The sequence below is a fragment of the Sphingomonas sp. ABOLE genome, from assembly GCF_003950455.1.
GTDB lineage: Bacteria > Pseudomonadota > Alphaproteobacteria > Sphingomonadales > Sphingomonadaceae > Sphingomonas > Sphingomonas trueperi.
Window position 1 is genome coordinate 32,826 of the sequence record NZ_QQWY01000012.1, and the last position, 15,146, is coordinate 47,971.

The 15,146-nt window shown below is 67.6% G+C and carries 20 protein-coding genes; 11 read left to right on the top strand and 9 right to left on the bottom strand.

Annotated features, from left to right (window positions below):
- Window positions 1-11: 11 nt before the first annotated feature.
- From pspC to pspA, 3 genes are read right to left on the bottom strand one after another with little or no spacing between them, the layout of a single operon-like run.
- Entirely contained in the window at window positions 12-383 is a 372-nt protein-coding gene (gene pspC, locus CA234_RS09305; RefSeq protein WP_125977383.1) for an envelope stress response membrane protein PspC, read from the bottom strand.
- 1 nt (window position 384) lies between these two features.
- A complete protein-coding gene (gene pspB / locus CA234_RS09310) occupies window positions 385-657 on the bottom strand; it encodes an envelope stress response membrane protein PspB (RefSeq protein ID WP_125977384.1) in 273 nt (90 codons plus the stop codon).
- Between the two features lie 3 nt (window positions 658-660).
- On the bottom strand, window positions 661-1,329 hold the full coding sequence (gene pspA / locus CA234_RS09315) for a phage shock protein PspA (protein WP_125977385.1): 669 nt from the start codon (window positions 1,327-1,329) through the stop codon (window positions 661-663).
- A gap of 221 nt (window positions 1,330-1,550) precedes the next feature.
- Here pspA and CA234_RS25180 point away from each other — a divergent pair, with 221 nt between their 5' ends.
- The gene (locus CA234_RS25180; protein WP_277600119.1) at window positions 1,551-1,682 is read left to right on the top strand and encodes a hypothetical protein; all 132 of its coding nucleotides are present in this window, start codon (window positions 1,551-1,553) and stop codon (window positions 1,680-1,682) included.
- A gap of 51 nt (window positions 1,683-1,733) precedes the next feature.
- A complete protein-coding gene (pspF, locus tag CA234_RS09320; RefSeq protein ID WP_126001513.1) occupies window positions 1,734-2,780 on the top strand; it encodes a phage shock protein operon transcriptional activator in 1,047 nt (348 codons plus the stop codon).
- Window positions 2,781-2,842: 62 nt separating this feature from the next.
- Here pspF and CA234_RS09325 read toward each other — a convergent pair whose 3' ends face one another.
- Window positions 2,843-3,628: an alpha/beta hydrolase gene (locus CA234_RS09325; protein WP_164521759.1), complete on the bottom strand. Its 786-nt coding sequence runs from the start codon at window positions 3,626-3,628 to the stop codon at window positions 2,843-2,845.
- A gap of 304 nt (window positions 3,629-3,932) precedes the next feature.
- On the opposite strand from CA234_RS09325, the gene CA234_RS09330 reads away from it, so the two are divergent.
- Window positions 3,933-4,985: a depolymerase gene (locus tag CA234_RS09330; RefSeq protein WP_126001514.1), complete on the top strand. Its 1,053-nt coding sequence runs from the start codon at window positions 3,933-3,935 to the stop codon at window positions 4,983-4,985.
- A 9-nt stretch (window positions 4,986-4,994) separates the two neighbouring features.
- Here the strand turns inward: CA234_RS09330 and CA234_RS09335 are convergent, their stop codons facing one another.
- Window positions 4,995-5,396 carry a helix-turn-helix domain-containing protein gene (locus tag CA234_RS09335; RefSeq protein ID WP_125977390.1) on the bottom strand — a complete coding sequence of 134 codons (402 nt, stop codon included), beginning with the start codon at window positions 5,394-5,396 and terminating at the stop codon, window positions 4,995-4,997.
- 102 nt (window positions 5,397-5,498) lie between these two features.
- On the opposite strand from CA234_RS09335, the gene CA234_RS09340 reads away from it, so the two are divergent.
- The gene (locus tag CA234_RS09340; protein ID WP_126001515.1) at window positions 5,499-6,275 is read left to right on the top strand and encodes an SDR family oxidoreductase; all 777 of its coding nucleotides are present in this window, start codon (window positions 5,499-5,501) and stop codon (window positions 6,273-6,275) included.
- A gap of 291 nt (window positions 6,276-6,566) precedes the next feature.
- Here CA234_RS09340 and CA234_RS09345 read toward each other — a convergent pair whose 3' ends face one another.
- The gene (locus tag CA234_RS09345) at window positions 6,567-7,646 is read right to left on the bottom strand and encodes a deoxyhypusine synthase (RefSeq protein WP_126001516.1); all 1,080 of its coding nucleotides are present in this window, start codon (window positions 7,644-7,646) and stop codon (window positions 6,567-6,569) included.
- 201 nt (window positions 7,647-7,847) lie between these two features.
- The gene (locus tag CA234_RS09350) at window positions 7,848-9,074 is read right to left on the bottom strand and encodes a type III PLP-dependent enzyme (protein WP_125978408.1); all 1,227 of its coding nucleotides are present in this window, start codon (window positions 9,072-9,074) and stop codon (window positions 7,848-7,850) included.
- Window positions 9,075-9,228: 154 nt separating this feature from the next.
- Between CA234_RS09350 and CA234_RS09355 the strand changes: the two genes are divergently transcribed.
- The 4 genes from CA234_RS09355 to CA234_RS09370 all read left to right on the top strand — a co-directional run bounded on the left by CA234_RS09355 (window position 9,229) and on the right by CA234_RS09370 (window position 11,664).
- Window positions 9,229-10,197, top strand: a complete 969-nt coding sequence (locus tag CA234_RS09355) for a threonine/serine dehydratase (protein WP_125978406.1) — start codon at window positions 9,229-9,231, stop codon at window positions 10,195-10,197.
- Window positions 10,169-10,381 carry a hypothetical protein gene (locus CA234_RS09360; protein ID WP_125978404.1) on the top strand — a complete coding sequence of 71 codons (213 nt, stop codon included), beginning with the start codon at window positions 10,169-10,171 and terminating at the stop codon, window positions 10,379-10,381. Before CA234_RS09355 ends, CA234_RS09360 begins: the two co-directional genes overlap by 29 nt.
- Window positions 10,363-10,551 (top strand): hypothetical protein, encoded by a 189-nt coding sequence (locus tag CA234_RS09365; RefSeq protein ID WP_125978402.1) that lies wholly within the window; start codon window positions 10,363-10,365, stop codon window positions 10,549-10,551. Before CA234_RS09360 ends, CA234_RS09365 begins: the two co-directional genes overlap by 19 nt.
- Window positions 10,552-10,776: 225 nt before the next feature.
- Window positions 10,777-11,664, top strand: coding sequence for an alpha/beta hydrolase (locus CA234_RS09370; protein WP_125977432.1), 888 nt, complete (start codon window positions 10,777-10,779; stop codon window positions 11,662-11,664).
- Between the two features lie 13 nt (window positions 11,665-11,677).
- Here the strand turns inward: CA234_RS09370 and CA234_RS09375 are convergent, their stop codons facing one another.
- Window positions 11,678-12,334 carry an alpha/beta hydrolase gene (locus CA234_RS09375; protein ID WP_125977433.1) on the bottom strand — a complete coding sequence of 219 codons (657 nt, stop codon included), beginning with the start codon at window positions 12,332-12,334 and terminating at the stop codon, window positions 11,678-11,680.
- Window positions 12,335-12,426: 92 nt separating this feature from the next.
- On the opposite strand from CA234_RS09375, the gene CA234_RS09380 reads away from it, so the two are divergent.
- The 3 genes from CA234_RS09380 to CA234_RS09390 are packed head-to-tail and all read left to right on the top strand — an operon-like array spanning window position 12,427 to window position 14,947.
- Window positions 12,427-13,503, top strand: coding sequence for an aminotransferase class V-fold PLP-dependent enzyme (locus CA234_RS09380; RefSeq protein WP_125977434.1), 1,077 nt, complete (start codon window positions 12,427-12,429; stop codon window positions 13,501-13,503).
- Window positions 13,500-14,618 carry a cysteine desulfurase family protein gene (locus CA234_RS09385; RefSeq protein ID WP_126001517.1) on the top strand — a complete coding sequence of 373 codons (1,119 nt, stop codon included), beginning with the start codon at window positions 13,500-13,502 and terminating at the stop codon, window positions 14,616-14,618. Before CA234_RS09380 ends, CA234_RS09385 begins: the two co-directional genes overlap by 4 nt.
- Window positions 14,615-14,947 (top strand): 2Fe-2S iron-sulfur cluster-binding protein, encoded by a 333-nt coding sequence (locus CA234_RS09390; RefSeq protein ID WP_125977436.1) that lies wholly within the window; start codon window positions 14,615-14,617, stop codon window positions 14,945-14,947. Before CA234_RS09385 ends, CA234_RS09390 begins: the two co-directional genes overlap by 4 nt.
- A gap of 3 nt (window positions 14,948-14,950) precedes the next feature.
- Here CA234_RS09390 and CA234_RS09395 read toward each other — a convergent pair whose 3' ends face one another.
- Window positions 14,951-15,133 carry a hypothetical protein gene (locus CA234_RS09395; protein WP_125977437.1) on the bottom strand — a complete coding sequence of 61 codons (183 nt, stop codon included), beginning with the start codon at window positions 15,131-15,133 and terminating at the stop codon, window positions 14,951-14,953.
- Window positions 15,134-15,146: the final 13 nt, after the last annotated feature.

Genomic DNA, 15,146 nt, shown 5'->3' on the forward strand with positions numbered 1-15,146 from the left:
CAGCCTGCGCCTCAGCGCAGGCTTTCGATCTCGTCAGCCAGCCGGGTGTTGCGGCTGGTGTAGAACATCTCGATGTCGGCGAGCCGGCGATCGATGTCGCGGAACTTGGAGCGGACCTCCGAGGTCGAGCGCTTGGGGCTGGAGCGGACGCCCTGCCAGAAGCGTTCGTCTTCCGGCGTGTCGTAGAGGCCCACCGGCTTGGGGTTCGCGATCCAGGCGATCACGAAATACCCCAGGGCGCCCCAGCCGGTGGCCAGGGTGAGCAGCACGGTGGCCACGCGCACCCAGGTCACGTCGATGCCCGTGTAATCCGCCAGGCCGGCGCAGACGCCCATGAACTTGCGGTTCTGACGATCGAGATAGAATTTGGTGCGAGCGGACATCTCAGTTCCTCCGTGAAGGATCATATTGGCCCGGCTCGGGGCGCTGGGCCGAGAGCGGGCGATAGTCGGGGTTGTCGGCGGCGATGATGCGTTCGACCGTCATCAGCCGGTCTTCGAGCATGCGCGCCGTGCGATACAGGTCATCGAGCAGGTTCTCGTCTTCCCGGGTGATCGTTCCTGCCTGCTTCCACTTCGTGACGTAGTGGAAGACGATCCAGGGAAGACCGAGGAAGAGTATCGCGCAGACGAAGACCGGAATGATGATTTCGTCCACCGGTTATGCTCCCTTGTTCAGCCGTGCCTTGAGCGCCTCGAGTTCGGCATCGACCTTTTCCGACGAGCGGAGTTCGGCGATTTCCTCTTCGAGCGTCTTCGGGTTGCCGCCCAGGCCCATCGCATCGGCACGGCCTTCGGCCAGATCGACGCGGCGTTCCAGGATGTCGAAGCGCGAGAAGGCGTCCTGCATCTTCGACCCGTTGGTCATTTCCCGCAAGCGGGCGCGGTTGTTGGCGCTTTCCAGGCGGGCGACGATCGAGTTCTGCCGGGTGCGCGCCTCGCGCAGCTTGTTCTGCAGCTTGTTGATGTCCTCTTCCGAGGCGCGGAGCGCTTCGTCGAGCACCGCGATCTCCTGCTGCAGCTGGTCGCACATGTCGGCGGCCTTCTGGCGTTCGACCAGGGCGGCCTTGGCGAGGTCCTCGCGGTCCTTGGACAGGGCCAGCTCGGCCTTTTCGGTCCAGCTTTCCTGGAGCTTTTCGAGCTTCGCGATGTGGCGGCGCATTTCCTTCTGATCGGCGATCGTCCGGGCGGCGCTGGCGCGAACCTCGACCAGCGTTTCCTCCATCTCGAGGATGATCATGCGGATCATCTTTGCCGGATCTTCAGCCTTGTCGAGCAGGTCGGTAACGTTGGCGGCGATGATGTCGCGGGTTCGCGAGAAGATACCCATGATATTGCGCTCCTTCGTATGTTCTTTGGGGGTGCCGCCGGAAGGGATGGGGGCCCTTCCGGCGGCCCCGGCACTACCGAGGGAGGCAGTGCCGGGGAGACCTCGTGTGCCCGCCTCAGGCGATCGCCGGGGCCACCGCGCCGGCGGTGAGAACCACGCTGGCGAGGAAGGCGAAGGAAACCGCCACGAAGGCGTTGCGGAGGGTGTGGATCTGGTTGGTCATGATCGTGTTCCTGAACCTTGGCAGGTTGATGTTGCTGCCCGTCATCGGGCTTGCCTCCATCTTTGCAGGAGGCGTGCCAATTTTTGAAAATGGCGGAAAACTGACGTTTCCGGGTCGACTACAAATGTAGTTACGCAAATTGCACTTGCTAATAGTTGGGAAAATTCGCCAAGCTTGGGGAATGGAGCGGATCACCCAGGTCATCGGCCAGTCTTCGGCCTTTATCGACGCGCTGGAACAGGCGAGCCGGGCGGCGGCACTCGATCGCCCGGTGCTGGTGATCGGCGAACGCGGGACCGGCAAGGAACTGGTCGCCGAGCGTCTCCACCGGCTGAGCCCGCGCTGGGACCAGCCGCTGGTCACGATGAACTGCGCCGCACTTCCCGAGACGCTGATCGAGGCCGAATTGTTCGGGCACGAAGCCGGTGCCTTCACCGGCGCCACCAAGGCGCGCACCGGCCGCTTCGAGGAGGCCGATGGCGGCACGCTGTTCCTCGACGAACTCGGCACGCTCTCGATGGGCGCGCAGGAGCGGCTGCTGCGCGCGGTGGAATATGGCGAGATCACGCGGATCGGCTCCTCGCGCCCGGTGCGCGTGGACGTCCGCATCGTCGCGGCGACCAACGAACATCTGCCGTACCGGGTGGAGAAGGGGACCTTCCGCGCCGATTTGCTCGACCGGCTAAGTTTCGAGGTGGTGACATTGCCGCCGCTACGTCACCGCGGTGGTGACGTGGAGGTGCTGGCGGAGTTCTACGGCCGGCGCATGGCCTCCGAACTGGGCTGGCAGGATTGGCCCGGCTGGGGTCCGCATGCGCTCGACGCGCTGCTGTCCTACGACTGGCCCGGCAATGTCCGCGAGCTGCGCAACGTGGTGGAGCGCGCGGTCTATCGCTGGGACCGCGGCGGGCCGATCGACCATATCGAGATCGATCCGTTCGCCTCGCCCTATCGACCGCGGCCGATGGCCTCGTCGATGCGCCCGGTGGACAAGCCTGCCGAGCCGGCGGCCCCGGCTGCGGCCGCACCCGCTGCCGCGCCCCCGGCGCCAGCGGATCTGGGCGGGGATTTCAAGACGCGGGTTTCGCGCTTCGAGAAGCAGCTCCTGTCGCAGGCGCTGGCCGAGCATCGCTTCAACCAGCGCGCGACTGCCGAGGCGCTGGGACTGACCTACGACCAGCTTCGCCATGCCTTGCGCCGGCACGATCTGCTGGGGGCAGGGGGCTAATTATTGCGAACCGTTCGCGATATTATTGCGAGCGGTTAGCGATAAGGGGCGCCAGGGCCCCGCTACTCCCCGAACGCCTGCGCCGCGATGAAATCCGCGACCTGCTTGCCCTGCGGCGTGGCGGGCGCGATGACGTTGCGGTGGTCTGCCCCGCCGGGGGCGAGCTTCACCACCGTGTCGCCCGAGGCAAGCGCGGCCTGGACATAGGGCGCCATCTCCGCGCCCAGCGCGCCGACGACGATCAGCTGATGGACGCCGAGCGGCAGATGTCCCTGCGGGCTGGCGAGCGCATAGGCTTCGGGCTTTTCCGCCGGCGTGCCGCCCATGAAGCGGGTGGCGGCGGCCTCGCCACAGGCCTGCGCAGCGGCACCGAGTAGCGGGCCAAGCGTACCCGGCCCGTCGATCGCGACGGCGGTCACCGGGCGTACCGCCATCGCGCCCGCGATCGGGTTCCCGAGCCTCGGCCGGGCGGCAACCCAGAGTGCGAGTTGTGCGCCGGTATCATGTCCCACCACGGCGACATGGTCGAGATCGAGCGGCTGGGTGCGGGCGAGTACCGCGAGATGGTCGGTCGCGGCGGCCACGTCCTCGAAGGTGCCGGGCCAGCCGCCCCCCGGAGTGCCGGCGCGCCGATATTCGATGTTCCAGGTCGCGATGCCACGCGCCGCCAGTGCCTCCGCGAGCGGCGCGGTGTCGCGCAGTTCGCCCTGCGTCGCGTCCCAGCAGCCGCCATGAAGTACCACCGCGACGGGGAAGGGGCCCTTGCCGTTGGGAAGGCGCAACTCGCCCAGCTGCAGCGGATCGGCGCCATAGCGGGCGACCAGCGTCGCTGGGGAGGGCGCCGCCAATCGTCCGGAAGATTCGTCTTGCGCGCGAGCGGGAACCGCTATGGTTAACAATAGCAGCGGAAGCAGCGAGCGAAGCATCAGGCGATCCTGGTCATGATGGCGTACAGGGGAAACTGCGGTCAGGCGCTATAGCCTTGCCATGCGCGACTGGCGAGGGGGCGCGGGAGGCCCCGTTTTGTCTTCGCGGACGCGGCGAATCATGGTAGAAGCGCGTAAGGTCGCAGCTGCGTCCAGCGATTGCCGGGGAGCCGTCGCGGCGTGGATTCTCATGGTCACCGGGGGGTGAACGATGCGCGCCTTTTCCATGCTGCTTTCGCTGCTTGCATTGTGTTGGGCACCTTTTGTCACTGCGCAGGAACTGCCGGCGCTGGGGGCGGATCGCACGCAAGTCTCCGTCTCGGGACTTTCCTCCGGCGGCTTTATGGCGGTGCAATATTCGGTTGCGTGGTCGAGCGAGGTCATGGGCGTCGGCGTCGTGGCGGGCGGGCTCTACAATTGCGGTGCACGGTTCGCGCTTTCGGGCGCCCAGGCGGTGGTCGCGAACTGCATGGACCGGCCTTGGTCTGCCGAGGACAGCTGGCGGGCGGTAACCGGATTCGCACGTGACCGGGTGATCGATCCCGTTTCCAACATCGCCCGCCAGCGCGTCTATCTGTTCAGCGGCAGCCATGACTCGGTCGTCGTGCCCGCCGTGATGCGCTCGGTATTCGATTTCTACACGCTCGCCCGGGTGCCCAGGTCCGCGCTGCGTTATGTCGATGCGCTGCCGGCCAGCCATGCCTTCGTCTCCGCCGAGGTGGGGGGGCGATGCGAGGACAAATCGCCCGTTTATGTCGTGCAGTGTACCGAGAATGGCCGACCCTATGATCAGCCGCATGCAATTCTGGATCACATCTATGGGTTGAAGCGCGAAGCGGCGGCGTCGCTTTCGGCCAGGCCGTTCGCGTTCGACCAGCGCCGCTATGGCAGCGGTGCGGCCGCCATGGCGAACACGGGCTATGCCTATGTGCCCGCAGACTGCAGCGCGCGTCCGGGATGCCGCGTACACGTCGTCTTTCATGGTTGCGTGCAGAGCGTCAATTCGCTCGGCGGCAGCGACGTGATCTACGCGCAGCTCGGCTATAATCGCTGGGCCGACACCAACCGGATCATCTTGCTCTACCCGCAGGTCGACCGATCGGCGACCTGGTGGAACATCCCGGTGGAGCAGGGCGGCATCCCGCTGACCTGGCAGGCCAATCCGTTCGGTTGCTGGGACTGGTGGGGCTACAGCCAGACCTTCGGCTTCCAGCTCCGCCACGGGCTGCAGATCGACTCGGTGCGGCGAATGGTCGCGCGGCTGGAGCAGCAGCCCTGAGCCGGAAGGTTACGCCTTGGCGGTGCGCGCGTCGAACGCTGCCCGCGCTGCCTCGATCCGCTCGAGATGGGTCGCCGCCCAGATCCACACGCCACAGAACGCCTCGGCCAGCGTGCCCCCCAGATCGGTGAGCCGATAGTCGACCCGCGGCGGGATCACGGCGTGGATGGTGCGGGTCACCAGCCCGTCGCGCTCCATCTGGCGCAGCGTCTGGGTGAGCATCTTCTGGCTGATGCCGGGCACCGCCTTGCCGATCTGGGTGAAGCGCAACTCGCCCTGCTCGGTCAGCGTTTCGAGGATGAGCATCGTCCATTTGTCGGCGACGCGGCCGATCACCTCGGTGACCAACGCTTCCACGCGCGGGTCGAGATCCGGATAGTCGGCATGGGGTGTGGCAGCGGGGGCAGGCATCGAGTCACTCTCTTTTGGGTGGGTATAAATCTTTCGGGTGCCTTCTTTCGTTGGGAGCCTAGCGGCGTACATCGCCGCCAGCAATCAGCACTGGAGGCGATGATGAAGACCCAAGGCAACACCATCCTGATCACCGGCGGCGGCTCGGGCATCGGCGCGGCACTCGCGCACCGGTTCCACGACGCCGGCAACACCGTGATCGTCGCGGGGCGGCGGCGCGAGGCGCTGGAGGCGGCCTGCGAAGGCCGGGCCAACATGCACGCGCTGACGCTCGACGTGGAAACCGCCGAGGGCGTGGCGGACTTCGCCGGCCGGCTGCTGGCGGCACATCCCGCCGTAAACGTCCTGATCAACAATGCCGGGATCATGCGCTTCGAGGCGCTCGACGCCAAGCGCGACCTCGCCGATGCCGAGGCGACGATCGCGACCAATCTGCTCGGCCCGATCCGGCTGATCGATGCGCTGGTCGAGCATCTCGCGGCGACGCCCGACGCGGCGATTGTCAACGTCACCTCGGGGCTGGCCTTCGTGCCGCTGGTGACGACGCCGACGTACAACGCCACCAAGGCGGCGATGCACAGCTACACCGTGTCGCTGCGCGCGGTGCTGGACGGCAAGGTCGAGGTGATCGAGCTTGCCCCGCCCGCGGTGCAGACCGAGCTGACCCCGGGGCAGAGTCAGCGCCCGGGCTACCAGCCGCTCGACAACTTCGCCGACGAGGTGCTGGCGCTGTTCGGGAAACAGCCGACGCCGAAGGAGGTGCTGGTGGAGCGGGTGAAGTTCCTCCGCGATGCCGAGCGCGAAGGCCGGTTCGACGAGACGCTCGCGCAACTGGCGGCAATGACCAAGGCAGCGCGCGAAGCGGTGGAGACTTCTTAAGTCCCTCCTCCTCCTCGGAGGTGGGGGTGGAGGGATTCCAGAACCTCTGCTGGTCTCGGTGAGACACTTCCCCACCCCAACCCCTCCCCTGAAGGGGAGGGGCTAGAGCATTTTCAAGTTGACCGTATACGGTCAACGACTCGGAAAATGCGGCAAACAAACATCTAGAGCGTCTTCACCCATGGTGAAAACGCTCTAGGAGTGCGACCTCGGTGTCGAGTTCCTTAGCCCCTGAAAATGAAACGGCCGGGGATCGCTCCCCGGCCGTTCCGTTTGTCGGTCCCGAAAGGCTCAGGCGAACAGCTTCGCCCAACCGCGCTTGGCGCGATCCTTCCAGTAGCCGCGGTGATAGGCGTCGGACGCCAGCAGCGGCATCACCGAACCGGCTTCCGCGAACACCATCTGCTCGATGCCGGTGTTCACCTTGCCCCAGCTGGCGGCTTCCTGCAGCGTCGAGGACGAGCAGGCGCCGTCGCGCACGTCGGCGACGGTGATCTGCACGGCGTACTTGTGCACTTCCACGTCCTCATGGCCGAGGATCTCGGCGCACACGACGGTGTCCTGGATGAAGTTCTTCGGCACGCCGCCGCCGATCATCAGCAGGCCGGTGGTGCCCGCCTGGATCTTGATCTCGGTCAGCTCGCGGAAGTCCGCGACCGCATCGATCATCAGGTACGGCTTGCCCGCCTTCATCTGATCGACCTGGTGCTTGACGAGGCCGAAGCCGGCCGAGCTGTCGACGAACGCCGGGCAGAAGATCGGCACGTCATGCTCATAGGCGAGCTTGACCAGGCTGTTTTCCTTCTTGCCGTGCTCCGAGAGGTACTTGCCCATCTCGCGAATGAAGGCGCGGCTCGAATAGGCGCGCGGCTCCAGCTCGTTCGCGATCTTGTTGATCGTGAAGTCGCAGTCCTGGAGCTGCTCCTCGTCGATGTAGGTGTCGTAGATGCGGTCGATGTAGAGCGAGCGCAGCGTGTCGTCGTCGGGGATTTCGAGCGCCTGATAGTGCTTGTGGCCCAGGCCCTCGAAGAAATCCATGTCGACGATGGTCGCGCCGGTGGCGACGATCACGTCGACCATGTTGTTGCGCACCAGCTCGGCATAAAGGTCCATGCAGCCGCCGGCCGAGGTCGAGCCCGCGATCACGAGGCAGACCGTGCAGTCCTTGTCGGCCAGCATGTCGTTGTAGATCTTGGTCGCGCGGCCGAGGTCGCGGCTGGTGAAGCTCATGTCGCTCATCGCATCGACGATCGGACGCGCGTCGAAGCTCTTGATGTCGATGTGCTTGACCTGCTTCGAAAGCAGTTCGGCCTTACGGGTGTCGTTGATCGGGGCGTTGGCCGCCGCGGTCTTGGTGAGGCTTTCGGACATGGGAACTCCCATTTTCACATGGCCGCCGTCATTCAAAGGGGACGCGGAAACCCGTTCTTGCTCCCCCTCCCGCGTGCGGGAGGGGGCCGGGGGGTGGGCGCCCGCTCGCCACCGGCGATCCGGTGCGAGGATGGCGGGGGCCCACCCCCAGCCCCTCCCGCATGCGGGAGGGGAGTGCCTTTCGTCGCTACGAGTGCAGCGTTACAGCTTGACGACGTTCGAGGAAACCTCGGCCGTCTCGTCTTCGCCGGTATAGAGCGAGACCATCGGCTCGTCGTCGACGATCACCGTATCACCGGCCGTGAAGCCGTTGAAGCCGGTGCGCATCGCCGCGCCGTACGCGCCGAGCATGCCGATCTCGATATAGTCGCCCGCCTGGATGTCGGCCGGCAGCTCGAACGGGCCCGCCATGCGATCCATGTCGTCGCAGGTGGGGCCGTAGAAGCTGAAGCCCATGTCCTTGGCGTTCGAATCCGGCTCGCGGAGGAGACGGACCGGGAAGCGCCAGCCGATATGCGCCGCATCGAACAGTGCGCCATAGGCACCATCATTGATGTACAGTTCGTCGCCGCGACGACGCTCGACGCGTACGATCAGCGAGCTGTATTCGGCGCACAGCGCGCGGCCCGGCTCGGCCCACAGCTCTGCCGAATAGGAAATCGGCAGGCTTTCGAAGGCGCGGTGGATCGTCGCGAAATAGCGCTCGAGCGGTGGCGGCTCCATGCCGGGATAGCTGGACGGAAACCCGCCGCCGACATCGACGACATCGACCGTAACGCCCGCCTCGACGATGGCGGCGCGGGCGCGCTCCATCGCATTGGCATAGGCTTCCGGCGACATCGCCTGGCTGCCGACATGGAAGCAGATGCCCAGGGCATCCGCCACCTGGCGAACCGCGATCAGCAGGTCCTTGCTCTCGCCCGGGCCGACGCCGAACTTCGACGCGAGGCTGAGCTTCGAGTGATCCGACGAAACGCGGAGGCGTACGCACAGCGTGAGATCGGTGGCGCCCTTGGTGGCACGCACGATCTTGTCCAGCTCTTCCATGCTGTCCAGGCTGAATACGCGAACGCCATGCTCGAAATACGCCTCGGCGATGGCTTCCTCAGCCTTTACCGGGTGCATGAAGCACAGGGTTGCTTGCGGCGCGACACCGGCAACGAGGCGAACCTCGGCGATCGATGCGACGTCGAAATGCGTGATTCCGCTCTCCCACAGGATCCGGATCAGATCCGGCGAGGGATTGGCCTTCACGGCATACATCGAGCGACCCGGGAACTTCTCTGCGAAGAACCGGGCCGCACGCGATGCGGCGTGCGGGCGGACGAGCGTTACCGGCTGGACCGGACGAAGCTTAGCGATATCGGCAACACGGGTGGTGCCGACGAGGGTGGTCGCTAACCCCAGCGCGCGATGATGCTTGTGCAACTCAAGGGACCTCCAAATGCCGTGAGGCAAACATTGACGAAAAGCTGCCTTGCGGTTGGAAGTCCCATGGGGCAGCGGAGGAGCGCACATATGCGCGTCGGTCCCCCGTGTAAAGTGATTCTGGGGTAGGTTTTTCTACGGCGAGGGATGTTCTGTGACGATTTTGCGACAGCCTACCCGTGCAGGGGTCCGCGATGCCGCCGCCAAGGTGGCGGCGATCCTGCCGCCGACCCCGCTGCTCGTGCAGGAGGTGCGTGGCGTGGCGGTGGCGTTCAAGGCGGAAAGCCTGCAGCCGATCGGCGCGTTCAAGATCCGTGGCGCCTGGCACCGGCTGACCGCATTGGACGCGCGGGTGCGGGACAAGGGCGTGGTCGCCTTCTCCTCGGGCAATCATGCGCAGGGCGTCGCCTGGGCGGCCAAGCGGCTGGGCATTCCTGCGGTGATCGTGATGCCGGCCGACGCGCCCAGGGTGAAGCTGGAGGCGACGCTGGCGCTGGGGGCCGAGGTGGTGCGCTATGACCGCGCCACCGAAAGCCGCGAGAAGATCGCCGAGCAGCTCGCCCATGCCCGCGGCGCGGCGCTGGTGCCGAGCTTCGACGACACCTGGATCATCGAGGGGCAGGGGAGCGCCGGCATCGAAGCCGCCAGGCAGATGGCCGAGGCGGGGCGGGAAGGCCCCGCGCGGGTGCTGGTGCCCTGCGGCGGCGGCGGGCTTTCGGCCGGGATTGCGCTGGCGCTGCCCGAGGCGGAGATCTTCCCCGTGGAGCCCGAAGGCTGGGACGACATGCGCCGGAGTCTCGAAGCGGGTTGGATCGAACCGGTTGGGGACAATCCGCCCCCCACGGCGTGCGATTCACTGCAGACTCAGCGGGTTTCGTCGCTTACCTTCGACGTGCTTGCGCGGCGTGGTGCGACCGGCATCGCGGTGAGCGAGCGGGAGATCAGAATCGCACAACGCTGGGCGGCGGCAAAGCTGCGCCTGGTGGTGGAGCCGGGCGGGGCGGCGGGAATCGCCGCGTTGCTCGCGGGCAAGATACCGGCGGAACCCGGAACGCTGGTGATCGTTTCGGGCGGCAATGTCGACCAGGAGGACTATGCGCGGACGCTCGGGGGCACGGAATGATCGCGGGAATCCGGTCGGCGGGGCCATCGCCCAGGTCGCCAGCATCGGCACGCTGGCGCTCGGCCATTTCCTCTGGTTCACGCTGCGCATCGCCTATCGCAGTGATCCCAAGCTGGCGGCGGCCGCGGCCTGCGGCTGCGTCTGCGTCGTCACGGGCGTGACCGTATGGGCGGTGGTGACCTGAGCGCGCTTTCGGGCCTGTATCCGCTGACCATGGGCCTCGCCATGCTGGCGGTGCTGGCGCTCGGCTGGGGTGGGGTGACGGTGCTCCGCCGCGGCGATCGCCAGCGCGGCGTGCTGATGCTGGTATGTGCGCTGGTGATTTTGGCCAACGTGTTGATCTGGACGGTGTAGGGCTGCGACCTCGCAAGCTGCGCTCCCCTCCCGCTTGCGGGAGGGGGCGGGGGGGGGGGATGGCCGAAGCGTTGCTATTCCCTCCACGTCGGTCCCTCCCCGAGCCCCTCCCGAAAGCGGGGAGGGGCGCTCACGGGCGCGGGATCGTTACATCTTGCGACCTTTTCCGAGTCGACCCACCCGGCACCCACGCGATATCCTGCCGCTCGCAGCAGGAGAGCCAGGATGCGCGCGATCGGGTGGGTGGTAGCCGGACTGTTCCTCGCGGGCCCGCCCGTGCTCGCCCAGCAGCAAGTCGCACCCGCGGCGCCCTTGGCCTCCGCACCGAAGCACAACCTCGCCTACGGCACCGCGCCCGAGCAGACGCTCGACTACTACCCGCCGACCGTCTTCACCCGCAGCGCGCCGCCGCTGATCGTCTTCGTCCATGGCGGCGGCTGGGAGCATGGCGCGAAGGACAATGCGACCGGGGCGGCCAAGATCCGGCATTTTACCGGCAATGGCTATGCCTTCGCCACGATCGACTATCGGCTGGTGCCCGGCGCCACCGTGGAGCAGCAGGCGCAGGACGTGGCGACCGCACTCGCCTGGCTGGTGGCGCATGCGCGCGACCTCGGCTTCAACCCGAACCGCATGGTGCTGATGGGGCATAGCGCCGGCGCGCATCTTGCCGCGCTGGTCGCCACCGATCCGCGCTACATGCACGCGCAGGACCTGATGCTCGACCAGCTGCGCGGCGTGGTGCTGCTCGATGGTGCGGCCTATGACGTGCCCGCGCAAATGGCCGAGGCCGGGCGCTTCATGCGGCCGATCTATACCAAGGCGTTCGGCACCGATCCGGCGCGGCAGCGCGCGCTGTCGCCGGTCGCGCATAGCAAGGGGCCGAACGTGCTGTCGTTCCTGATCCTCCACGTCCAGCGCGAGGACGGCACGCGCCAGTCCGAAGCGCTCGCCAGGGCGCTGCGTGCGGAAGGATCGAAGGTGGAGGTGCAGGGCTTTGAAGGCCGGGGCCTGCGCGGTCATGTCGCGATGAACCGGCAACTGGGCGAGGCGGACTATCCCGCCACCGCCGTGGTCGATCGCTGGCTCAGCGCGACGTTCGCGCCGCGCTGAGCCGCCAGGATCCTCAGCGGATCGGGCAGTTGGGGTCGAGCCGCATGTCGAGATAGCGGTCGACCGAGCCCATCAGCTGGTCCATCTCGTGCTCGAAGAAATGGTTCGCGCCGGGCACGGTATCGTGGTGGATGGTGATGTGCTTCTGGGTGCGCAGCTTGTCGACCAGCTTCTGCACCGCGCCGGGGGTCACGACCTCGTCCTGCTCGCCCTGGATGATGATGCCCGAGCTGGGGCAGGGTGCGAGGAAGGTGAAGTCGAACATGTTCGCCGGCGGCGCGACCGAGATGAAGCCGCGGATTTCCGGGCGGCGCATCAGCAGCTGCATGCCGATCCAGGCGCCGAAGCCGAAGCCCGCGACCCAGGTGGACGACGCCTCGGGGTGGAAGCTCTGCACCCAGTCGAGCGCGCTCGCCGCGTCGGAGAGTTCGCCGATGCCGTTGTCGAAGGTGCCCTGGCTCTTGCCGACGCCGCGGAAGTTGAAGCGCAGCGTCGCGAAGCCGCGGCGCTGGAAGGTCTTGTAGAGATCCTGGACGATGCGGTTGTTCATCGTGCCGCCCGCATTGGGATGCGGGTGGAGGATCATCGCAACCGGTGCGCGCGGGCGCGGCGCGGGAGCGAAGCGGCCCTCGAGGCGGCCTTCGGGTCCGGGGAAAATGACTTCGGGCAAGGCGGATCCTGTTCAATAGGGAGATGCGCGGTGGAGCGCAGGAACATGGTCGCTATATAGGCAGCGGGTCCCTTCACGCAATTGGAACGCCATTGGCCGCTCGACTCTATCTGGATCATGCCGCGACGACCCCGATGCTGCCGGAGGCAGTGACGGCGGTGACGGAGGGGATGGCACACTGGGCCAACCCGTCCTCGCCGCATGGCGACGGGCGGGCGGCGCGGGCGGCGCTGGAGGATGCGCGGCGGCGGATCGCCGCGGCCTATGGCTGGGCGCACGAACTGCTGCTGACCAGCGGGGCGAGCGAATCGCTGGCGATCGCGATGAATCGGAGCGTGGCCGCGCGGCGGCTGATCACCGCGGTGGAGCATGATGCGGTATTGCGGCTGGGCGAGGGCGCGGCCTTGCTGCCGGTGACGGCGGGCGGCTTGCTGGATCTGGAGGCCCTGGCGGGAGCGCTGCAAGGCGGAGGCCGGACGCTGGTCTGCGTGCAATGGGCGAACAGCGAGACCGGGGTGCGCCAGCCGACCGCGGCGATTGCGGACATCGTCCACGGCGCGGGCGGGCTGCTGCTGGTCGATGCCGCGCAGATGCCCGCGCATGCCGATGCCGAGGTGCTGCGCCATGCCGATCTTGTCGCGGTCTCCGCTCACAAGCGCGGTGGGCCGCCGGGCGTCGGCGCGCTGCTGGTGCGCGATCTGGGCGTGCTGCTGCCGACCGGCGGACAGGAAAAGGGCTATCGCGCGGGCACCGAGAATTTGCCGGGCGCGCTCGGTTATGCCGCCGCGGTGGAGATGCCGGAGGATCTGGCGGAAATGGCCCGGCTGCGCGCGCGGTTGGAGGCTGCGATCCTCGGGGCTGGCGGCGAAGTCGTTGGGGCGGAGAGCCCGCGCAGTCCGCTGATCGGGGCCTATCGGATGCCGGACGTCTCCTCGGCGGCGCAGCTGATCCGCTTCGATCTGGCGGGCGTGGCGGTATCGGCGGGCAGCGCCTGCTCCTCGGGCAGCATGCGGCCCAGCCATGTGCTGACCGCGATGGGTTGGGCCGAACCGGCCTTGCGCGAAGTCGTGCGGGTCAGCTTCGGGCGGAGCACCACGGAGGGCGATGTCGATCGCTTCGCCGCGCTGTGGCGGGCGACCTTTGCCGAGGCGCGAGCGCGGGCGGCATGATCTATCTCGACTATCAGGCGACCACGCCGCTCGCCCCGGAGGCGCTCGCGGCGATGCTCCCCTGGCTCGAATCGCAGCACGCCAATCCGCATTCGCCCCACACTGCGGGACGGGCGGCGCGGGCGGCGGTGGAAGTCGCGCGGGCGCAGGTCGCGGCGCTGCTGCCGCCGGGCGGCACGCTCGCCTTCACCAGCGGCGCGACCGAGGCGCTCAACTGGGCGATCAAGGGCACCAGCGGATCGATCGTCACCCTCGCCACCGAGCATGCGGCGGTGCTGGACACCGTGGCGGCGACCGGGCGGCCGGTGACGGTGCTGCCGGTTGGTCCTGACGGGCTGGTGGATCTGGAGACCGCCCGAGCGGCGATCGTGCCCGGCACCGGGCTCGTCGCGGCGATGCTGGTCAACAACGAGATCGGCGTGCTCCAGCCGATCGCGGAACTCGCGGAGATCGCCCACGAGGCGGGCGCGCTGTTGCTGTGCGACGCGGTGCAGGGCTATGGCCGGGTGCCGATCCCGCCGGCGTGCGACCTGGTCGCGATCTCCGCGCACAAGATCCACGGACCCAAGGGCATCGGCGCGTTGTGGGTGCACGACGGCGTGACGCTGGCGCCGCTGCTGCATGGCGGCGGGCAGGAGGCGCTGGGGCGATCGGGGACGCTGTCGCCGGCGCTGTGTGCGGGGTTCGGGGCTGCGGCGAGGGCGGCGGCAATGCGGCGCGCAGAGGATGCGGCGCATGTGGCCCGATTGTTCGGACTGGCCGCCGAGCGCCTTCAACTATCCCCCCTCCCTCCCGCAAGCGGGAGGGGAAATTTGGGCTGGACCCTCAACGGCGCCGCCACCCACCGCTACTCCGGCAACCTCAACCTCCGCCGCGAGGGCCTCGACGTCGCCCGGCTGATGTCCGACCTGCGCGACATTGCCTTTTCCGCGGGTTCGGCCTGCGCCAGCGGCTCGGGCCGGCCGAGCCATGTGCTCCGCGCACTGGGGCTTTCCGACGCACAGGCGCGTTCCAGCATTCGTATCGGCTTCGGCCGGATGACCACCGAGGAGGAATTGATGACCGCACTCGACCGACTCTGCGCCGCCGCCGACGCCCAGCGGGTGGCCGCATGATCCGGGTGCGGTTCGAGGCCGTTGGCGGTGCGGTGCAGGAAGTGGAGGCGCCGCCCGGCGCGCGGCTGCTCGAGGTGGCACAGAATGCGGGTCAGCCGCTGGAGGGCACGTGCGAGGGCCAAATGGCGTGTTCCACCTGCCATGTGATCGTCGCGCCCGCCGATTTCGATCGGCTGCCCCCCGCGAGCGAGGCGGAGGAAGATATGCTGGATCTCGCGATGGGCGCGGTGCGGACCAGCCGTCTCGCCTGCCAGATCCTGCTCACCGACGCGCTGGACGGTCTGACTGTACGAATGCCGAGCGCGCACCGGGACATGCAGGGGCGGTGACGCCTACCAGTGGCAGCGGGGATCGCGGTCGTTCAGCTTGGCGAGCAGCATCGCCATGTCCTGCGGCAGGCCGAGTTCGCGCGCATAGGCATTGGCGATCGCCCGACCGATCCCGTCGCATGCCCGCGGCGGCTCGATGCGACAGGGAGTCGCGATATCTGCCGCCAGGGCCTGGGAGGGTGTCATCTGAACCACGCTC

Coding starts and splice junctions, on each gene's coding strand:
- CA234_RS09390 (WP_125977436.1), top strand. CDS start 14,615: ATGATCCGGGTGCGGTTCGAGGCCGTTGGCGGTGCGGTGCAGGAAGTG.
- CA234_RS09345 (WP_126001516.1), bottom strand. CDS start 7,646: ATGTCCGAAAGCCTCACCAAGACCGCGGCGGCCAACGCCCCGATCAAC.
- CA234_RS09365 (WP_125978402.1), top strand. CDS start 10,363: ATGGGCGGTGGTGACCTGAGCGCGCTTTCGGGCCTGTATCCGCTGACC.
- CA234_RS09330 (WP_126001514.1), top strand. CDS start 3,933: ATGCTGCTTTCGCTGCTTGCATTGTGTTGGGCACCTTTTGTCACTGCG.
- pspC (WP_125977383.1), bottom strand. CDS start 383: ATGTCCGCTCGCACCAAATTCTATCTCGATCGTCAGAACCGCAAGTTC.
- CA234_RS09340 (WP_126001515.1), top strand. CDS start 5,499: ATGAAGACCCAAGGCAACACCATCCTGATCACCGGCGGCGGCTCGGGC.
- CA234_RS09370 (WP_125977432.1), top strand. CDS start 10,777: ATGCGCGCGATCGGGTGGGTGGTAGCCGGACTGTTCCTCGCGGGCCCG.
- CA234_RS09395 (WP_125977437.1), bottom strand. CDS start 15,133: ATGACACCCTCCCAGGCCCTGGCGGCAGATATCGCGACTCCCTGTCGC.
- CA234_RS25180 (WP_277600119.1), top strand. CDS start 1,551: ATGATCGTGTTCCTGAACCTTGGCAGGTTGATGTTGCTGCCCGTCATC.
- CA234_RS09360 (WP_125978404.1), top strand. CDS start 10,169: ATGCGCGGACGCTCGGGGGCACGGAATGATCGCGGGAATCCGGTCGGC.
- pspA (WP_125977385.1), bottom strand. CDS start 1,329: ATGGGTATCTTCTCGCGAACCCGCGACATCATCGCCGCCAACGTTACC.
- CA234_RS09385 (WP_126001517.1), top strand. CDS start 13,500: ATGATCTATCTCGACTATCAGGCGACCACGCCGCTCGCCCCGGAGGCG.
- CA234_RS09335 (WP_125977390.1), bottom strand. CDS start 5,396: ATGCCTGCCCCCGCTGCCACACCCCATGCCGACTATCCGGATCTCGAC.
- pspF (WP_126001513.1), top strand. CDS start 1,734: ATGGAGCGGATCACCCAGGTCATCGGCCAGTCTTCGGCCTTTATCGAC.